Genomic DNA, 17,243 nt, shown 5'->3' with positions numbered 1-17,243 from the left:
GCCACCCGATACGACAGGCGAACAGAACACTTCACAGGCTTCATCAAGCTCGCAGCAGCCATGATATGGATGCGATGAATGTCGATCGGTTCTAGGCCGAATCCGCGAAAATGCGATAACGCCGGGGCCGCAATCCGACGACCTCGCCATCCTGAAGCTCGCGATCACGCGGCGCATCGATCTCGATGATGGTTTCGCCCTGGCCGTCGGACAATGCGACGTCGGCGCGCTGGATCGGACCGAAGGTCCGCACCCGCCGCACGGTGCCCTCGAGGCCACCCCAGCCGGGCGGACTGATCTGCATATCGTGGCGGCGAACGAACAGCTTCGACGGCCCGGATACACCGCACTCCGCTGCGATATTCAGCGGTGTGCCGCCAAGCCGAATCACACCGTCCTGAACATCGACGGGCAAGACAATCGATTCGCCGATAAAGCCATGGACGAAGGCGGTCGCCGGGCTGTCATAAACCTCACCCGGCCTGCCGATCTGCTCGATCCTGCCCTTGTCCATCACCACGACGCGGTTTGCGACTTCGAGCGCTTCCTCCTGATCGTGAGTCACGAACACCGAAGTGACATGAATCTCCTCGTGCAACGAGCGCAGCCAGCGGCGCAACTCCTTCCGCACCTTGGCATCGAGCGCACCGAACGGCTCGTCCAGCAGTAGGATGCGGGGCTGGGTGGCCAGCGCTCGGGCAAGTGCGATGCGTTGACGCTGGCCGCCGGAGAGTTGACTCGGGTAGCGGTCAGCGAGCCAGTCGAGCTGCACCAGATCGAGCAATTCCCTGACTCGCGCGCGGATGCTGGCTTCGTCCTTGCGAACGGCGCGCGGCTGCACCCGCAGCCCGAACGCGACGTTTTCGAATACCGTCATATGGCGGAACAAAGCGTAGTGTTGAAATACGAAGCCCACCTGCCGCTCACCCGCCCCGCGCGCCAGGGCGTTCTCGCCGTCGAATGACACCGAGCCACCGTCCGGCCAGTCGAGCCCGGCGATAATTCGCAGCAGCGTCGTCTTGCCCGAACCCGACGGGCCAAGCAGCGCCAGTAATTCCCCATCCGCGATCGTCAGGTCGACACCACCAAGCGCGGAAAATGCGCCAAATCTCTTGACGATATTTTTTAGCTCAATGCTCACGCGCCTGCCGTCCCTCGTCGAGTTGCCCTTCGAGAATCGTTTTGGCAACCAGCGTGATCAATGCGAGCAACGCCAATAACGATGCTACCGCGAACGCCGCCACGAATTGATACTCGTTATACAGGATTTCAACCAGCAGCGGCATCGTATTGGTTTCACCCCGGATGTGACCGGAAACCACCGAGACCGCACCGAACTCGCCCATGGCGCGCGCGTTGCAGAGCAACACGCCATAGAGCAAGCCCCATTTGATATTCGGAAGCGTAACGCGAAAGAAAGTCTGCAGTCCGGAGGCGCCGAGCGATAGCGCGGCTTCTTCTTCCGCCGTTCCCTGCTCCTGCATCAACGGAATTAGCGCCCGCGACACGAACGGAAAAGTCACGAACGTTGTCGCCAATGCGATGCCAGGCAACGAAAACAGAATCTCGATGTTGTTATCTTGTAGCCAAGGTCCGAGAAAACCCTGTCCGCCGAACAACAGCACGAACACCAGACCGGAAACGACCGGGCTGACCGAGAACGGCAGATCGATCAAAGTGATGAGCAGCGTCTTTCCGGGAAACTCGAACTTGGCGACGGCCCATGCGGCAATCAATCCGAACACCAGATTGAGACCCACCGAGATCGCCGCAACCGTCAACGTCAACCTGATCGCCGATAACGCTTCAGGCTCGACAAGCGCCGCGAGATACACCCGCCCGCCCCTGGATAACGCTTCGACGAACACGATCGTCAGCGGCAACACGATGAACAGCGTGAGAAACAGGATACAAAGGCCGATCAACAGTCCACGCACCCAGCGCGGCTCGGAGCGGGCATCGGTCTGGTCAAGCGGAATCGCGATCGCGGCTTCAGACATCAACGCCACCTCTAGTACGCCTGCTCTTGCGACCGAGCCCAGCGCTGCAAGCGATTGATGACGAAGATCACCAGGAAAGACACCACCAGCATGACCACGGCGATCGCGGTCGCGTCGGCGTAGCGGAATTCCGACAGGCGGATCACGATCAGAAGCGGCGCGATTTCCGACACGTTCGGCAGGTTACCGGCGATGAAAATCACTGAGCCGTATTCACCGACCGCGCGTGCGAATGCGAGCGCAAACCCCGTGAGCAGTGCCGGCACAAGGCTTGGAAGAACAACCCGCCACACTGTCTGCCATCGACTGGCGCCAAGACTGGCAGCGGCTTCCTCGATCTCAGGATCGAGATCGATCAGTACCGGCTGCACGGTGCGCACCACGAAAGGAATCCCGATAAACACCATCGCAACAAAAATACCGAGGGGTGTAAACGACACTTCGACGCCCAGCTCGGCCAGCGGTGCACCGAGCCAGCCATTCTGCGCGAACAGCGTCGTCAGCGCAATGCCGGCCACCGCGGTCGGCAACGCAAAGGGAATGTCGACGATCGCATCGAGAATGCGGCGACCCGGAAACCGGTAGCGCACCAGCGCCCAGACGATGACGCTGCCCATCACCAGATTGACCAGCGCGGCAAGGAACGCGAGTCCGAATGAAATCTTGAGCGCGTTCAATGTTCGCCGGCTGGTGATGATATCGAGAAACTGGGCAAAGTTCAGTTCAAATGACTTTAGAAACAATCCCGCAAGAGGGATCAGAACGATGATCGAAAGCCAGGTCAATGTCAGCCCCATGGTGAGGCCGAATCCCGGCAGCGTCCGACGTCGTCCCAATCCTCCTTTCACGTCGTCCCGCTCCGCCCCGTTGAATCAGTCCTGGTAGATCTGATCGAAGATGCCGCCTTCGCTGAAGTGCACCTTCTGCGCCTTGGCCCAACCGCCGAACACGTCGTCGATCTTGAACAGTTCAACCTTGGGGAATGCATCGGCATATTTCTGGATTATTTCCGGGTCAGTCGGACGGTAGTAGTTTCGCCCAGCGATATCCTGGGCGTCCTTCGTATACCAATATTTCAGATACGCCTCGGCAACGGCGCGCGTACCCTTCTTGTCTACCACTTTATCCACGACAGCAACCGGCGGTTCCGCCAGAATGGAGATCGACGGCACCACGATCTCGAATTTATCTTTTCCGAACTCCTTCAGCGCGAGAAAGGCTTCGTTCTCCCATGCCAGCAGCACGTCGCCGACGCCGCGCTCGACGAAGGTGACGGTAGAACCGCGCGCGCCGGTATCGAGCACCGGAACGTGTTTGTAAATGTCGGCCACAAACTGTTTAGCCTTATCTTCGCCGCCCAGCTTTTTCAGCGCAAAACCCCATGCTGCGAGATAATTCCAGCGCGCGCCGCCGGAGGTTTTGGGATTCGGCGTAATGACTTTGACACCGGGTTTGATCAGATCGCCCCAATCCTTGATGGCTTTGGGATTGCCGGTACGCACCAGAAAAACGATCGTTGACGTATAGGGAGATGAGTTCTCCGGCAACCGCTTCTGCCAGTCCTTTGCCAACAGACCGTGCTCCGCCGCCGCATCAATGTCATAGGCGAGCGCAAGGGTCACCACATCAGCCTGCAAACCATCGATCACCCCGCGCGCCTGCTTTCCGGAGCCGCCATGAGACTGCTTGATCTCGACGCTCTTGCCAGTTTCCTTCTGATAATGCGCCGCAAACGCCTTGTTGAAATCAGCATAAAGCTCTCGAGTCGGATCGTATGAGACATTCAGCAACGACACGTCGGCCGCGTAGGCAGAACCAGCCCATATCAATCCAGCCAAAACCATAAAGATTCGACGAAGCATTCCCATCTCCATAAGGCCCGCTCACGCGACGACCATTAGCGCCAGAACCCATGAAGAAACTCGTCAAAGGGCAGCTTCAAGTCAACGAAACGACATTTCAATGTTTGCGGCGGTGCAGAGTTATTCCTCTACGAAGTCTTCATCGTGTGGATGCCGCATTCCGTCTTGGCTCTGCCGCGCCAACGGCCGGCGCGTGCATCTTCATTCGCGGTCGCGCGCGAGGTGCATGGCATGCAGCCGACGGAGAGGAATCCCGACGCGATAAGCGGGTGCGGCGGCAGTTTCGCCGATGCATAGATCGCCTCGATGTCGGCGCGCGAGGCGTTCGCGAACGGATTGAACTTCAGCCGCGCGCCGTCGTCTTCCACGAATGGAATGTCGGCGCGAAGTCCACCCTGAAACCGCTTGCGACCGTTGATCCAGGCGTCGAACGGCTGAAGTGCGCGCGCAAGCGGCTCCACTTTCCGAATCCGGCAGCAGGCATCAGGATCTGAGTGCCATAACTCGCGATCAGGGTCCTCGCCTTTCAACGCATCCTCTGACGGCGGAATGGAGCGAACATCTGTCAGGCCGAGCGCCGCGATCAATGTGTCACGATATGTCAGCGTCTCTTCAAACAGCCATCCGGTATCGAGAAAGATGACCGGAATGGCAGGATCGACGTCAGCCATCACCTTGAGCAGCGCAGCGGACTCGGTGCCGAACGACGAGACCAGCGCCAGCCTGTCTCGACCAACCGTGCGAAGCGCCACACTGATCACATCCGCGGGGGAAGCGCTGCGCAAAGACTCGTTTAGCGCGGCCGCAGCAGGCAATGCGGGGATCTCTGCCGCTGGAGCAGATTGCGCTGTCGCACCCGTCGCGGCGCTCTTTCGTTCAAGCAGAGAAGTCATTCTGCGGCCATCTGAAATGTCTGGAGGGAGGAATTCTGGCTCGCATTGCGCCACGGCGCGGAGTGCGAAACGACGTCACCGATCACAAGGATAGCGGGGCCACCCTCGACATCGCGAACCAGCGCCGGAAGGTGATCCAGTATACCGATGACGGATTTGGCATCGGGACGGGTGGCGCGGGCGAACACGCCGACCGGCGTTTCGGGCGAACGCCCGGCCTCCAGCAGCCCGCTGCGGATCGCCGCCGCCGCCGTGATTCCCATATAGACCACGACGGTCATCTTGCGGTCGGTCAGTGCCGACCAGTCGACGTTCGAAGCGTCGTGAGCCTTATGCGCGGTAAGAAAGGTGATGCGCAGCGCCTCTCGGCGGTAGGTGAGCGGCACTTCGAATTCCGCAGCCGCGCCGAGCCCGGCCGTAATTCCAGGTATAACCGAACAGGCGACACCGGCCTCTCGTAGCGCCTCTACCTCTTCGCCGCCGCGGCCGAAAATGAAGGGATCGCCGCCCTTGAGGCGGACGGCCCGCTGACCGGATTTGGCGGCATCGATCAGCAGCCGGTTGATGGCGTCTTGCCCGATGCCGGGTTTGCCGACACGGCGACCCACCGGCACACGCACCGCGTCGCGGCGCGCGCGGTCGAGAATCTCTGGCGTGACCAGTTCGTCGTAGAATACGATGTCGGCATCCTGTAGCGCTCGCAGCGCCTTGATGGTGAGCAGATCCGGATCGCCCGGCCCAGCGCCGACCAGCGTGATGCGCCCTTCGATATCGCCCGGAACAGATGCACCCGCATAAATAGACGGATCGACAATCGCCTTCAGTGAGCCTTCGGCCTCATCGGAACGGCCGGCAAGAACCGCCTCGCCGATCGGGCCGTCGATCACGCGCTCCCAAAAGCGACGACGCAACGGGAGGTCGGGAATGTGGTCATGAATTAACCTGCGCCAACGCCCAATCATAGCCGCCAGGTCGCCTATACGCGCCGGCAAGGCTGCTTCGATACGTTCGCGCACACGCCGCGCCACCACGGGTGATGCGCCGCCGGTGCCGATCGCCGCCACCACGTCGCCGCGATCCACGATCGCAGGAACGATGAAACTCGAATGCGCAGGATCGTCCATCACATTGACGGGCACACCGGCCGACCGCGCACGCGCCGCCACGCGCTCGCCGATCTCCCCGGCGCTCGCGCAGAACACCGCGACGATGCCGCTAAGATCAACCACGCGCGGATCGGCTTCCCCTCTCTCGATCCGCGAAGCGGCAGCCGCGTCAAGACCGGGAACCGCGAAGTCACCGTCGGTGGCGTGCCAGCGCACATGCGCTCCCGCCGCAAGCAACAGGCGCAACCTGGCCCGAACCAGGTCGCCCGCTCCGACCAAAAGGATCGGACCGGCACTGGGATCGAGAAAGATCGGGAGGAACTTCATCTGGTGTTCTCTACTCCCTGGATAGGGTTGACTGAAATTATTTTCTATTTATGTATCTGACAAGATCACAAAACAGAAAATTATTTCTTCTATGCGAAGACCTAAGTATAGAATTTCCTACTTCAAAACACCACCCGGGCGAGATGCATCTTCTCAGCGTCCGGAATCCGCAATTCTGGCGACCGCTGACTTTGACGATCAGCGGCACAGCCGTCGACTGTGAACGACGAAAAAAGAAGTTAAGGAGCAGGCCATGCAGCCTGGAATGGACCATCTTGATGCGCTTGAAGCGCAGAGTATCTACATTTTCCGGGAAGCGTTTGCCCGGCTGAAAAAGCTCGCGCTGCTGTGGTCGCTGGGCAAGGATTCCAACGTGATGATCTGGCTGGCGCGCAAGGCCTTCTTCGGCCGGGTGCCGTTCCCGGCGTTGCACGTGGACACCGAGAAGAAATTCCCCGAAATGTACGCATTTCGTGATCGCTACTCGAAGGAGTGGGACCTCGACCTCAAGGTTGATTACTGCCCGCCGGTCGAAGCGATCGATCCGACCTTGCCGCCTGCCGCTCGCTCCGCGGCGCGCAAGACCGAGGGGCTGAAACTCGCGCTCAACAAATATGGCTTCGACGGACTGATCGCCGGCATCCGCCGCGATGAGGAAGCGACCCGCGCCAAGGAACGGGTGTTTTCGCCACGCGGCACCGAAGGCGGATGGGATGTGCGCGACCAACCGCCCGAATTCTGGGATCAGTTCAATGCCTCGCCGCCTCCCGGCGCGCATTTGCGGATCCATCCGATCCTGCACTGGACCGAGGCGGATATTTGGGCCTACACCAAACGCGAGAACATCCCGATCATTCCGCTCTATCTGGCGAAGGAGGGCAAACGCTATCGTTCGCTCGGCGACGCCGACATCACCTTTCCCGTCCCTTCGACCGCATCGAGCATCGACGAGATTCTGATCGAACTCGAGGGCACCAAGATTCCCGAACGCGCCGGGCGCGCGCTTGACCACGAGACCGAAGACGCTTTCGAACGGCTTCGTGTCGCCGGCTATCTCTGATCTGAATCGAATCGAGCGCTTTTCCAATGAACATGATCGCACCTAACCTCGCGTCGAACGCTGCCCTCTCGACGCCCAACGGCACGACCCGCCCCCAGGTCCGCATCGTCATTGTCGGCCACGTCGATCACGGCAAGTCAACGCTGGTCGGGCGGTTGCTGCACGAGACCGGCAGCCTGCCCGATGGCAAACTTGAGATGCTGAAAGCGGTCAGCGCCCGACGCGGCATGCCGTTCGAATGGTCGTTCCTGTTGGACGCCCTGCAAACCGAGCGGGATCAGGGCATCACCATCGATACCACGCAAATCCGTTTCCGTACGCGCTCGCGCGACGTGGTGCTGATCGATGCTCCCGGCCATGCCGAATTTTTGCGTAACATGATCACCGGCGCGGCACAGGCCGACGGCGCAGTGCTCATCATCGACGCGCTGGAAGGCGTGCGCGACCAAACGCGGCGGCACGGCTATTTGCTGCATCTACTCGGCGTCAAACAGGTCGCTGTCGTCGTCAATAAGATGGACCGCGTCGATTTCAGCGCGGAACGCTTTGGCGCCATTCGAGACGAAATTTCGGCACACCTGACCGGCCTCGGCCTCGCGCCGACGGCCGTGATTCCAATATCGGCCCGCGACGGCGACGGCGTGTCCGAGCGGACTGCGAAGATCGGCTGGTACAGCGGTCCCACCGTGGTCGAGGCCATCGATGCACTGCACCCGGCGCGACCGCTCGATGAACTGGCGCTACGCTTCCCCGTTCAGGCGATCTACAAATTCGATGATCGCCGCATCGTGGCCGGGCGTATCGAGTCGGGCGGCCTGACCGCGGGCGACGAGATCGTGATCATGCCGGCCGGAAAGATCGCAAAGATCCGCAGCGTCGAAGGCTGGCCCTCAAGTCCGAAGGGGGCACAGGGGGCCGGCCGCTCGGTCGGCATCACGCTCGACCGCGAATTGTTCGTCGAGCGCGGGGATGTCATTGCCCATGTGGGGTCGGCCCCGCGCGATACCCGAAGGATACGGGCGCGCATCTTCTGGCTGCACGAGCAACCGCTCGCAGCTGGCGCATCCATTCTACTGCGGCTCGGCAACAAGGAAACACGCGCCGTCGTCGTGGCCATCGAAAAAGCCGTCGATCCCGGCGAACTCTCGAGCGCCGAAACCAAGGCGATCGCGCGCAATCATGTCGGTGAAATCGACATTTCGTTATCGCAGCCTCTCGCCGCCGACCCGTATGTCGACAACCCCCGCACCGGCCGCCTCGTGATCGAGGTCAACGGCCGCATCGCCGGCGGCGGGCTGGTGCTCAGCGTCGACGCAGGACAGCGCGCGGCTCCGGTCGACATCGTGCCGGTGGAATCCGCGCTGCGGCCCGACGAGCGCTCCGCCCGCTATCGTCACAACGGCGCCGTCGTCTGGCTGACGGGATTGCCGGGCTCCGGTAAATCCACGCTGGCCCGCGCGCTGGAGCGAAAGCTATTCAGCGACGGCGGCTCGCCGATCCTGCTCGACGGCGACACGCTGCGCGCCGGACTGAACGGCGACCTCGGTTTCTCGCCGCAGGATCGCACTGAGAACATCCGCCGGCTCGCCGAAGTCGCCACGCATCTCGCGCGCAATGGTCACCTCGCGATCGTCGCTGCGGTCTCCCCATCGCGCGAGGATCGCGCCGCGGCGCGGCGCATCGCCGACAGCACCTTCCGCGAAGTCTATGTCGCAACGCCGGCTGACGTTTGCGAGCGCCGCGATCCCAAGGGGCACTATGCGAAGGCGCGCGCGGGTGTGCTGCATGGCTTCACCGGCATCGGAAACGACTATCAGCCCCCGGAGACGGTGGAACTGACGATCGATACCTCGTCCCGCACGGTAAGTGATGCCGCCGATGAGATCGAGCAGATGTTGATCAGAACCGGCGTTCTGTTCGACGAACTGACCGACGTCGCCGCCAACATCTGAGGCTGCGAATACTGGGCCATAGCCGCGGACCCTGCGCGGCTATGTATCGGCTTGTCTCGGTCTATAGCGTTTTCGAGCGATACCAGTTCGCGTGAAGAAAATGTGTCAGATCAAAATCGTAGAGTTCCGCTTCTGGCTCCATCAGAAGCGGAAAGGCCCTAAGACTATTCAACTCGTGTGAAGGGCTTCTCACGGCGCCGGCTTTGGCGCTAAATGACGGTCGAGCGCCCGTATTTGGGCGACCGACCGGCCTTGAAACAGCGCAGCCGTTTCTCGCGAGAAGCCCGCCGACATGACCAGAATTGACGCCCACGGACTGAAGATCGCGCCTGTCCTGTTCGATTTTGTCGCCGCGGAAGCGACGCCGCGGACCGGCATCGCCCCGGATGCGTTCTGGGCCGGGCTTGCCGCCATCGTCCGCGATCTCGGACCGAGAAACCGCGAGTTGCTCGCGGTGCGCGATTCACTACAGGCGAAGATCGACGGGTGGCATCGCGCCAGTAAAGGCACGCCGTTCGACATGGGCGCCTATACGGCGTTCCTGACGGAGATCGGCTATCTGCAACCAGAGCCGGAGACGCGGCGGGTCGAGACCGCTAATGTCGATGACGAGATCGGAAAAATCTGCGGCCCGCAACTGGTGGTGCCGCTGACCAATGCGCGCTACGCGCTAAACGCCGCAAATGCGCGCTGGGGCAGCCTCTACGATGCGCTGTATGGCACCGACGCCATTGCGCACGAGGCCGACGAGGCCGACGGCTATGACAGGACGCGCGGCAGCAAGGTGATTGCGAAGGCAAAGGCTTTCCTCGATTCGGTAGCACCGCTTTCGAATGGCGCTCATGCTGACGTCACAGGCTACAGCGTGTTCAACGGACAGCTGTCGGTCAAACTCAAAAACGGCGACACGACCGGTCTGATGAGGGAGTCGCAGTTTGCGGGCTACCAGGGCGATGCGCGTACTCCATCCGCGATCCTGCTCGTTAATCACGGTCTGCACATCGATATCCAGGTCGACCGCGCCCACCCCATCGGCAAGGATGATCCCGCTGGCGTCGCCGACGTGATCATCGAGGCTGCCATCAGCACCATTCTCGACATGGAGGATAGCGTCGCCGCTGTCGATGCCGACGACAAGGTTCAGGTGTATCGTAATACGCTCGGTCTGATGAACGGCACCCTCACTGATACTTTTGAAAAGGGCCGCAAGACCGTCACCCGCGCCCTCAACGCCGACCGCGTCTACACCGCGCCGGACGGCGGACAACTCACGCTGCACGGGCGCAGCCTGCTTTTGATCCGCAACGTCGGTCACCACATGTTCACCGACGCGGTGCTCGACCAGAGCGGCGAAGAGATTCCGGAAGGCCTGCTTGAGGCAGCGGTGTCAGGTCTGCTCGCAATTCACGATCTCAATGGAGTTTCGAAGACGCGGAACACCCGTAGCGGCTCGGTCTACCTGGTCAAGCCGAAGATGCACGGCCCCGACGAGGTCGCGCTGACCTGCGAATTGTTCGCCCGCGTCGAGACGATGCTCGGATTGCGGGAGAACACGCTCAAGATCGGCATTATGGACGAGGAACGCCGCACCACGGTCAACCTCAAAGCCTGCATCCAGGTCGCATCGAAACGCGTCTGCTTCATCAATACAGGTTTTCTCGACCGCACCGGGGACGAGATTCACACCTCGATGGAAGCGGGCCCGATGATCCGCAAAGGCGAGATGAAGGCGCAGCCATGGATCAAGGCCTATGAGGACTGGAATGTCGACATTGGCCTGATCGACGGCCTGCCCGGCCATGCTCAGATCGGCAAGGGCATGTGGGCCGCGCCCGATAGGATGGCGGACATGCTGGTGCAGAAAATCAGTCACCCGCAAGCGGGCGCCACCACCGCATGGGTACCGTCGCCGACCGCGGCGACGCTGCACGCCTTGCACTACCATCAGATTGACGTGCCAAGGCGCCAGCAGGAACTGGAGGCAATCGGGCGGCGCGTCACACTGTCCGATCTCCTCACTATCCCGGTATCTCATTCGAACTGGGCGCCCGAAGACGTGAAGCAGGAAATCGACAATAACTGTCAGGGCATTCTCGGCTATGTGGTGCGCTGGATCGATCAGGGCGTGGGCTGCTCGAAGGTACCGGACATCCACGACGTCGGCCTGATGGAAGATCGCGCCACGCTGCGGATTTCCAGTCAGCATTTGGCGAACTGGCTGCATCATGGCGTCGTCACCAGCGATCAGGTGATGGACTCGCTCAAGCGCATGGCCGTCATCGTTGACGAACAAAACGCAGGCGATCCTCTCTACAAGCCAATGGCTCCGAATTTCGACAGCGTGGCTTTCAAGGCGGCCTGCGATCTGGTGTTCAAGGGCCGCGAGCAGCCAAACGGATATACCGAATACATCCTGACCGAACGGCGGCGCGAGGCCAAGATGGAGCGCGTTGGATTGACTGTACGATCCTGCGAATGACCTAGCGGGTCTCCCGGGGCAGCTCACTCGTCGCGTCAGTTGCACGTCGATATTGGCAGGCCGATCCATACCTTTCAATCCGGTCGTCTGCTCCAACTAAACGAGTCGGCTGGAGTCGGAACGCCGTTAAGGTCAGACTTTCCTAACAAAACCTCGCCCGATCCGTTGCCCATGACCGCCAGCCTCGTCGCGGAACTTTAGCCGCAACAGCACGTTGGGGTTCATATTCCTCAGTTTTCAGGAGCGTTGGATGGCGAGCGATGGCGATGTGATAAAAAACCTGACCGACAAAGCGACCTACGACAGGCTCGAGAAAGACTTATCAGCCGTAAAGAACGAGATCACTGCATTGGCTGATCAAGTCTCGGACGCGCTCAATACGCTGACCGGCTCCGCCAAGAAGCAGGCCCGCCGTGGGTATAGGCAGGCGAGAGCGAATGTCGATTCCGTTCTCTCCGAAGTCTCCGATCGCGGCAATGCAGCCCTTGACGCTGCGCAAAGCGCCGTCACGACCATCGAGGACACCCTGGAAGAGGCCATCCAGCAGCGCCCCCTCGCGACAGTGGGCCTCGCAGTGGGTCTGGGATTTCTGATCGGCGTCACGTGGCGTCGATGACCGTCTAGACGTATCCATCAAATTCTGCCGATCGGCCCGCACCCGGCCGATCGCGCCAATGGTTTCAATAGATAATTTCGTTTCAGATGAGGCGTTGAATGTTTCAGCGGACAATCGATGACTTCAAGGAAAGCGCAGGCAGTGCTATGCGGCTGACGTGCCTGGCCCTGGTGGCTGCGTTTGCGGCCTTTGTCACGATCGTGTTCCTTTGCGCAGCCGCGTTTGTCTTTGTTTATCAAAACTACGGCTTGATCGAAGCGTGTCTGAGCGGGGCAGCGATTTTCTCGCTGATCACTTTGATCGCAGTCGTAACGTTAGTGATTCGACGAAAGGCCGCCAAGAAACGAGCGGCACAGCAAGCTAAAGCCGCGACGCAGAACTTTCTCGCCGACCCGATGGTCGTGGCGGCGGGACTCCAGCTGGCGCGCGCAGTCGGCGTGAAGAAGCTGATTCCGATCCTGGCCGTCGGCGGCCTGGCGCTCGGGCTGTTCGCTCGGGGACGTCACCGCGATGACGGGACTGATAACGGGGAGTAGTGTTCGCCCAGGAAACTGAGTTTCTGACGACTACCCCTCATGTCACGCAGCGACCCGGTTGAAGCTGTTTTGCCACGTCCGTCAGCATACTCACCACCGGTTCGCATGCGATCGTTCGCTTGACTTGCATCGCGGGCGCGTGATGCGAATCTTGCTTCGTGGTCGTGTGATCGTTCACTTCCCGACCAGGACTTCTCGGAATCCGGAATACGATTGACATACGCGGCAGGCTTTCCATCCTAATGGAAATGGTGCGGCCGATGGCGTGTGGAGATGGGACAATGCCGAGATCGGACTTGACGGCTCGATAGACCGCGGCATTCGCGTCGGGGCTGGCCGCCTGATGGCCTGACTCAAGATGCACCGCGCCCAATGACAGGGTCGCCGCCAGACCGGCGAGAAATCCTGCGGATGTCTGAAACATCGTTGTCGCCTCTTTCCTCAAGCTATCGCGCTCGCGGATCTGAACCGCCAGCAACAACGCCGGTCGGCAGACTTCGTTCACTGATGTTTTGAGAAAAAAGCAGGGGCGGAACGCTTGTCAGCACCCGCGTTGCCTTGACCGCCGGTTCTTCGGATCGACCGGCGATACGATGTCGTGATAAATCAGCCGCGTCCTTCCGTGGTTGTTACCACGTCACGACGCAGCGGCACGAGGCTCGCGATTGCGCGAATTCCGCTGGAAGAACAGCGCCTGACTGGCTACTGCCGAAACCATGGCAGGTTGGAACGGTTTCGAGATGAGGAACGCCGGTTCGGGCCGCTCTCCGGTCAGAAAGCGTTCGGGATAGGCTGTTATGAAGACAACGGGCACCTCGACCACGCGCAAAAGTTCGTTGACAGCGTCCAATCCCGAACTGCCGTCAGCGAGTTGAATATCGGCCAGAATGAGGCCCGGCTCCTTGGTCTTGGCGAGGGCGATCGCATCGGCGTGGGTACGTGCAACACCGATCACACGGTGTCCTAGATTTTTGACAAGACTTTCCAGATCCATCGCAATAAACGTCTCGTCCTCGATAATGAGGACGTCCGTTGCGATTTCCGCCGCCATTTCGCGGCCGGCGATACCACTCAGCTTGCGGACTTCAGCGACGTCGACCTCCAGAACAAACGCAGCCTCTTCCTCCGAAAAACCTTCCAGCGACAGCAGCAGGAAAGCCTGACGGGGAAGCGGGGTGATATTCGTCAACCGGCGCTCTGTCGGCGCGAGCGTCGGCACCTCGTCGGCGCCTCCGTTGATCGAGACTGAGTTCCAGATGCGTGTGAACAGTCGGAACAGGCCGGCGCGCGGCCCGTGCTGTTCGTTAAGCAGCGTCGGATCCTGAAGCAGCGCCTCTAACATGGCGCCGACATAGGCGTCGCCAGACGCCTGGCTTCCTGTCAGGGCGCGTGCATAACGGCGCAAAAGCGGCAAATGTTCAGCAACGACCTGTGATCGAAACATTCCCGTCCATCCTTCTCGAGATAACTCATGCTCGGGACCACAAACCGTCCGGCGTAAGCACTGCAAACGCCGCATCCCGGCCCCCCTCGCCTATTTACTCCCGAGCATCACAAAAGTTCCCCGGACCCGGAACTTTCGCATCATCATTGAATTAGGCTTTCATACGAGGTCCGTGGAAGCGGCGCGAAATACAGGAATTTCCAGTATTATCAATATCTTGAAACTCGGGCGCGAAGTCATGAAAGATTCAAAGCCATCACCCGCCAAAGACGGCCTCAACGCCGAGATTCAATCCCGAATCGGCCATCAGCTTCGCGCCATGTATGACGACGTCGTGAGGCAGGGTGTTCCCGACCGGTTTGCCGAATTAATTCGAAAGCTCGATGCATCTGAGCCCGGGAAACCACACATAACCCCAACGGGCGATCTCGATGCAAAAAATGACGGGAGGGACTAATGCCTCTCACAGATTCATTACGCGAGGAAATTCTGGCATCGGTGCCGAACTTACGCGCTTTTGCGATTTCGTTAAGCGGAAATGGCGATCGAGCCGACGACCTCGTGCAGGAAACGCTGCTCCGCGCACTTGCTAATATCGATTCATTTCAGCCAGGATCGAACCTTCCGGCATGGCTGTTCACGATCCTTCGCAACCTGTTCCGCTCCGACTATCGCAAGCGGCGGCGGGAGGTCGAGGATTCAGATGGCAACTATGCGAAAACGCTGAAATCGCAGCCAAGCCAGAATGCTCACCTGGAGTTCGAAGAATTTAGGGCGGCGCTAGATAAATTGCCGCAGGACCAGCGAGAGGCTTTGATCCTCGTGGGGGCTTCAGGATTTTCCTACGAGGATGCCGCGAAGATCTGCGGATGCGCAGTCGGCACCATCAAGAGTCGCGTCAACCGCGCGCGATCGAAGCTGAGCGCCCTGCTTTATGTCGAGGGCACGGAGGATTTTGGACCCGACGACACCGTCAGGGCCGTAATCGGCAACGGCCGATAATTCTCGCCGCGCATCCAAATGGCCGAGAGCGGTAGTGGCGGCGGTCGCCGCTCATTCGGAGCTTGTCGGACTTGCTGGGTTCGAAATCTGCATCGTACGATCTCGCTCGGTCAAATCGACGACGGTGTCCATGGGAGCGGCGAGTTCATAGACATAGCTCACCTCGGTAAAGTACCGCTTGGAGACGCCGCCCAGCGCCTCCGGCGCAACGCGATCCAGCAGAATGATGCCAAAATCGCTATCCTCGCGTCTTGTCGCCGCACTGGTGTTGAATTCTTCCCACCGAAAATGAAACAGCGCCTCGTCGGCCTCGCCCTCGATCCCCCAATGCACCACAATATTCGGATGCTTGCCGACCAGCGAGAGTCCCTCGTCGGAATGCGATGCCAGCTCGAAGAACAGCAATGAGAGACTCTGAGCCGCCCGCGCGCTGACCGTGATATCAGGACCATGGATCGCGATGCGGTCGACGTGAGGGATGGCGCGAGCCTCGAACAATCCCCTCAGTTTGACGCCCTGCCACTGGCTCTCGCTAAGCAGCGAAACCACATTGGACATGGCATGGATCCGGCCAATCAGCAATTCTCGGGCGACTTCGATGTCGGACCCGTGCCGCAGCGTACGCGTGACGATCGATTGAATCACTGCGAGAATGTTTTTGACACGGTGATTGAGTTCATCGATGACGGCAGTCAATCGCCGCTCGAAGCCGATCCGAACCTGAATCTCCCGGCTCAACCGCAAATTATTATAGGCGACATATCCGAACAGTCCGCAAATGATGCTTGTCAACGCAAGACCGATCGCGGCCACCACCGCGGCCAGTTTTTGCGCGCGGTGCATGGCATTCACTTTCGGGTAATAGCCAAGCGACCAGTCCCTGCCGCCGAAGGTCACCGTCCGGAGCACCATCGGAACGGGATTAGCCCCCCACCCGAGACGCGAGGTGACATTGCCGCTATCGTCGGCAATCAATTCCGAGCCCGGGTTGCGCGGATCTTTCAGGACGACGGAAAATAGCGACAGCTCATCATTCGTCAACATCAAGGATGCCAGTTTATAGGAGAACGTAACAAAGCCGGCGGCTGTCTCGCTTTCCTCCTGGAAAACCGGTGTTGCGATGACCAGCCCGATCGGCCCGTTCCGCCCCATCAGATTGAGCGGATCCGATACGACGGAAGTCTTGGTTTGCATTGCTCGGGCGAACATCGGCCCCAAGATCGGATGCTGATCGAGCGAGCGGCCTAAGAAGCCGGTGGTTTGCGCGTCTTGGGGTTCGACATCCATTATTACGTCGATCGGTTTGTCGAGCGACCGCAGATCGCGCGGGGTGTCGTCAAAACTCCGGATTTGGGAATCTGGAAATCCAGCCGCCGCCAGGACATCATGAGCCTGCGGAAATTCATTCGGCTCAAGACATGCGACCCACCAGGCAATGACAAAATCAGTCTTGAAGGCATAGATCGAAGCACGCAATGGGTGGAGCATGTTGGCCTGCACCGCGGATGGCGACCGGAACAGCCCCGAGGCGACACGCGCCAAAAGCTCTCGTTCGATGAGACGCTCCTGAACCAGACTGGCGTGGACATCGATCGCGCGCGACAGCGCAATGTTGTCGATCGCCAACTCCTGATCATGAGCCCGCCATGCCGCAAGACCGGAAAGAAAAATTCCGATGACGGCGACGAACCCAATGACGAAACCTAGCCGAACCACGCGCCTACCCGGAGATCAGGAAATAACCATTCGCAACATTGGCCGGTCTCACCATTAACAGCAGCGTCCCGCCCTGACGATGCATCACATCAATCGTGCCGCGCCAGCATGGTTCCGCCTCCAGTTGCAAAAGCCGGGAACGATCGTTAACGGAATCCGGCCAGCCGACCGTTCTACTCACTATGATGAAAGGTCCGTTCGCCCTCATTCGTCTGTGGCGATGCGCCTCTCCGGGAGGCGCGAGGCTCAG

General features: G+C 60.1%; 16 protein-coding genes. 7 read left to right on the top strand and 9 right to left on the bottom strand.

Features of this window, described 5'->3' with window-relative positions; all coding sequences use genetic code 11:
* Positions 1-91: 91 nt before the first annotated feature.
* From GGQ85_RS09845 to cysG, 6 genes are all read right to left on the bottom strand, one after another.
* Positions 92-1,141, bottom strand: coding sequence for a sulfate/molybdate ABC transporter ATP-binding protein (locus GGQ85_RS09845; RefSeq protein ID WP_309774326.1), 1,050 nt, complete (start codon positions 1,139-1,141; stop codon positions 92-94).
* On the bottom strand, positions 1,131-2,000 hold the full coding sequence (cysW, locus tag GGQ85_RS09840) for a sulfate ABC transporter permease subunit CysW (protein WP_079448130.1): 870 nt from the start codon (positions 1,998-2,000) through the stop codon (positions 1,131-1,133). Before cysW ends, GGQ85_RS09845 begins: the two co-directional genes overlap by 11 nt.
* Positions 2,001-2,011: 11 nt before the next feature.
* Positions 2,012-2,848: a sulfate ABC transporter permease subunit CysT gene (gene cysT / locus GGQ85_RS09835; protein WP_079448030.1), complete on the bottom strand. Its 837-nt coding sequence runs from the start codon at positions 2,846-2,848 to the stop codon at positions 2,012-2,014.
* 24 nt (positions 2,849-2,872) lie between these two features.
* Complete coding sequence (locus GGQ85_RS09830) at positions 2,873-3,862, bottom strand: sulfate ABC transporter substrate-binding protein (RefSeq protein ID WP_079448131.1); 990 nt, start codon at positions 3,860-3,862, stop codon at positions 2,873-2,875.
* A gap of 128 nt (positions 3,863-3,990) precedes the next feature.
* Positions 3,991-4,755, bottom strand: a complete 765-nt coding sequence (locus tag GGQ85_RS09825) for a phosphoadenylyl-sulfate reductase (protein WP_079448031.1) — start codon at positions 4,753-4,755, stop codon at positions 3,991-3,993.
* On the bottom strand, positions 4,752-6,188 hold the full coding sequence (cysG, locus tag GGQ85_RS09820; RefSeq protein WP_309774323.1) for a siroheme synthase CysG: 1,437 nt from the start codon (positions 6,186-6,188) through the stop codon (positions 4,752-4,754). The genes GGQ85_RS09825 and cysG overlap by 4 nt, the downstream gene beginning before the upstream one ends.
* 253 nt (positions 6,189-6,441) lie before the next feature.
* Between cysG and cysD the strand changes: the two genes are divergently transcribed.
* From cysD to GGQ85_RS09795, 5 genes are all read left to right on the top strand, one after another.
* Positions 6,442-7,248, top strand: a complete 807-nt coding sequence (gene cysD / locus GGQ85_RS09815) for a sulfate adenylyltransferase subunit CysD (protein ID WP_079448033.1) — start codon at positions 6,442-6,444, stop codon at positions 7,246-7,248.
* A 26-nt stretch (positions 7,249-7,274) separates the two neighbouring features.
* Positions 7,275-9,200 (top strand): adenylyl-sulfate kinase, encoded by a 1,926-nt coding sequence (gene cysC / locus GGQ85_RS09810; protein WP_309774322.1) that lies wholly within the window; start codon positions 7,275-7,277, stop codon positions 9,198-9,200.
* Positions 9,201-9,492: 292 nt separating this feature from the next.
* Positions 9,493-11,679, top strand: coding sequence for a malate synthase G (locus tag GGQ85_RS09805; RefSeq protein WP_309774321.1), 2,187 nt, complete (start codon positions 9,493-9,495; stop codon positions 11,677-11,679).
* Positions 11,680-11,929: 250 nt separating this feature from the next.
* Positions 11,930-12,295: an ElaB/YgaM/YqjD family protein gene (locus tag GGQ85_RS09800; RefSeq protein ID WP_079448036.1), complete on the top strand. Its 366-nt coding sequence runs from the start codon at positions 11,930-11,932 to the stop codon at positions 12,293-12,295.
* A gap of 98 nt (positions 12,296-12,393) precedes the next feature.
* Positions 12,394-12,831: a hypothetical protein gene (locus GGQ85_RS09795; protein WP_309774319.1), complete on the top strand. Its 438-nt coding sequence runs from the start codon at positions 12,394-12,396 to the stop codon at positions 12,829-12,831.
* Between the two features lie 37 nt (positions 12,832-12,868).
* On the opposite strand, the gene GGQ85_RS09790 is transcribed toward GGQ85_RS09795, so the two are convergent.
* A complete protein-coding gene (locus GGQ85_RS09790) occupies positions 12,869-13,255 on the bottom strand; it encodes a hypothetical protein (protein ID WP_079448132.1) in 387 nt (128 codons plus the stop codon).
* Positions 13,256-13,468: 213 nt separating this feature from the next.
* Positions 13,469-14,275, bottom strand: coding sequence for a response regulator (locus GGQ85_RS09785; RefSeq protein ID WP_309774318.1), 807 nt, complete (start codon positions 14,273-14,275; stop codon positions 13,469-13,471).
* Positions 14,276-14,513: 238 nt separating this feature from the next.
* Here GGQ85_RS09785 and GGQ85_RS09780 point away from each other — a divergent pair, with 238 nt between their 5' ends.
* Both GGQ85_RS09780 and GGQ85_RS09775 read left to right on the top strand, forming a co-directional pair.
* Positions 14,514-14,732: a NepR family anti-sigma factor gene (locus GGQ85_RS09780; protein WP_079448133.1), complete on the top strand. Its 219-nt coding sequence runs from the start codon at positions 14,514-14,516 to the stop codon at positions 14,730-14,732.
* On the top strand, positions 14,732-15,277 hold the full coding sequence (locus GGQ85_RS09775; RefSeq protein WP_079448039.1) for a sigma-70 family RNA polymerase sigma factor: 546 nt from the start codon (positions 14,732-14,734) through the stop codon (positions 15,275-15,277). The genes GGQ85_RS09780 and GGQ85_RS09775 overlap by 1 nt, the downstream gene beginning before the upstream one ends.
* 51 nt (positions 15,278-15,328) lie before the next feature.
* Here the strand turns inward: GGQ85_RS09775 and GGQ85_RS09770 are convergent, their stop codons facing one another.
* Positions 15,329-16,993, bottom strand: a complete 1,665-nt coding sequence (locus tag GGQ85_RS09770) for a CHASE domain-containing protein (RefSeq protein WP_309774317.1) — start codon at positions 16,991-16,993, stop codon at positions 15,329-15,331.
* Positions 16,994-17,243: the final 250 nt, after the last annotated feature.

Source organism: Nitrobacter vulgaris (assembly GCF_031453995.1).
In the GTDB taxonomy this organism is placed as follows: domain Bacteria; phylum Pseudomonadota; class Alphaproteobacteria; order Rhizobiales; family Xanthobacteraceae; genus Nitrobacter; species Nitrobacter vulgaris.
Note: the sequence above shows the minus strand (reverse complement) of the source record. Positions and strands in the feature narration are given on the sequence as shown.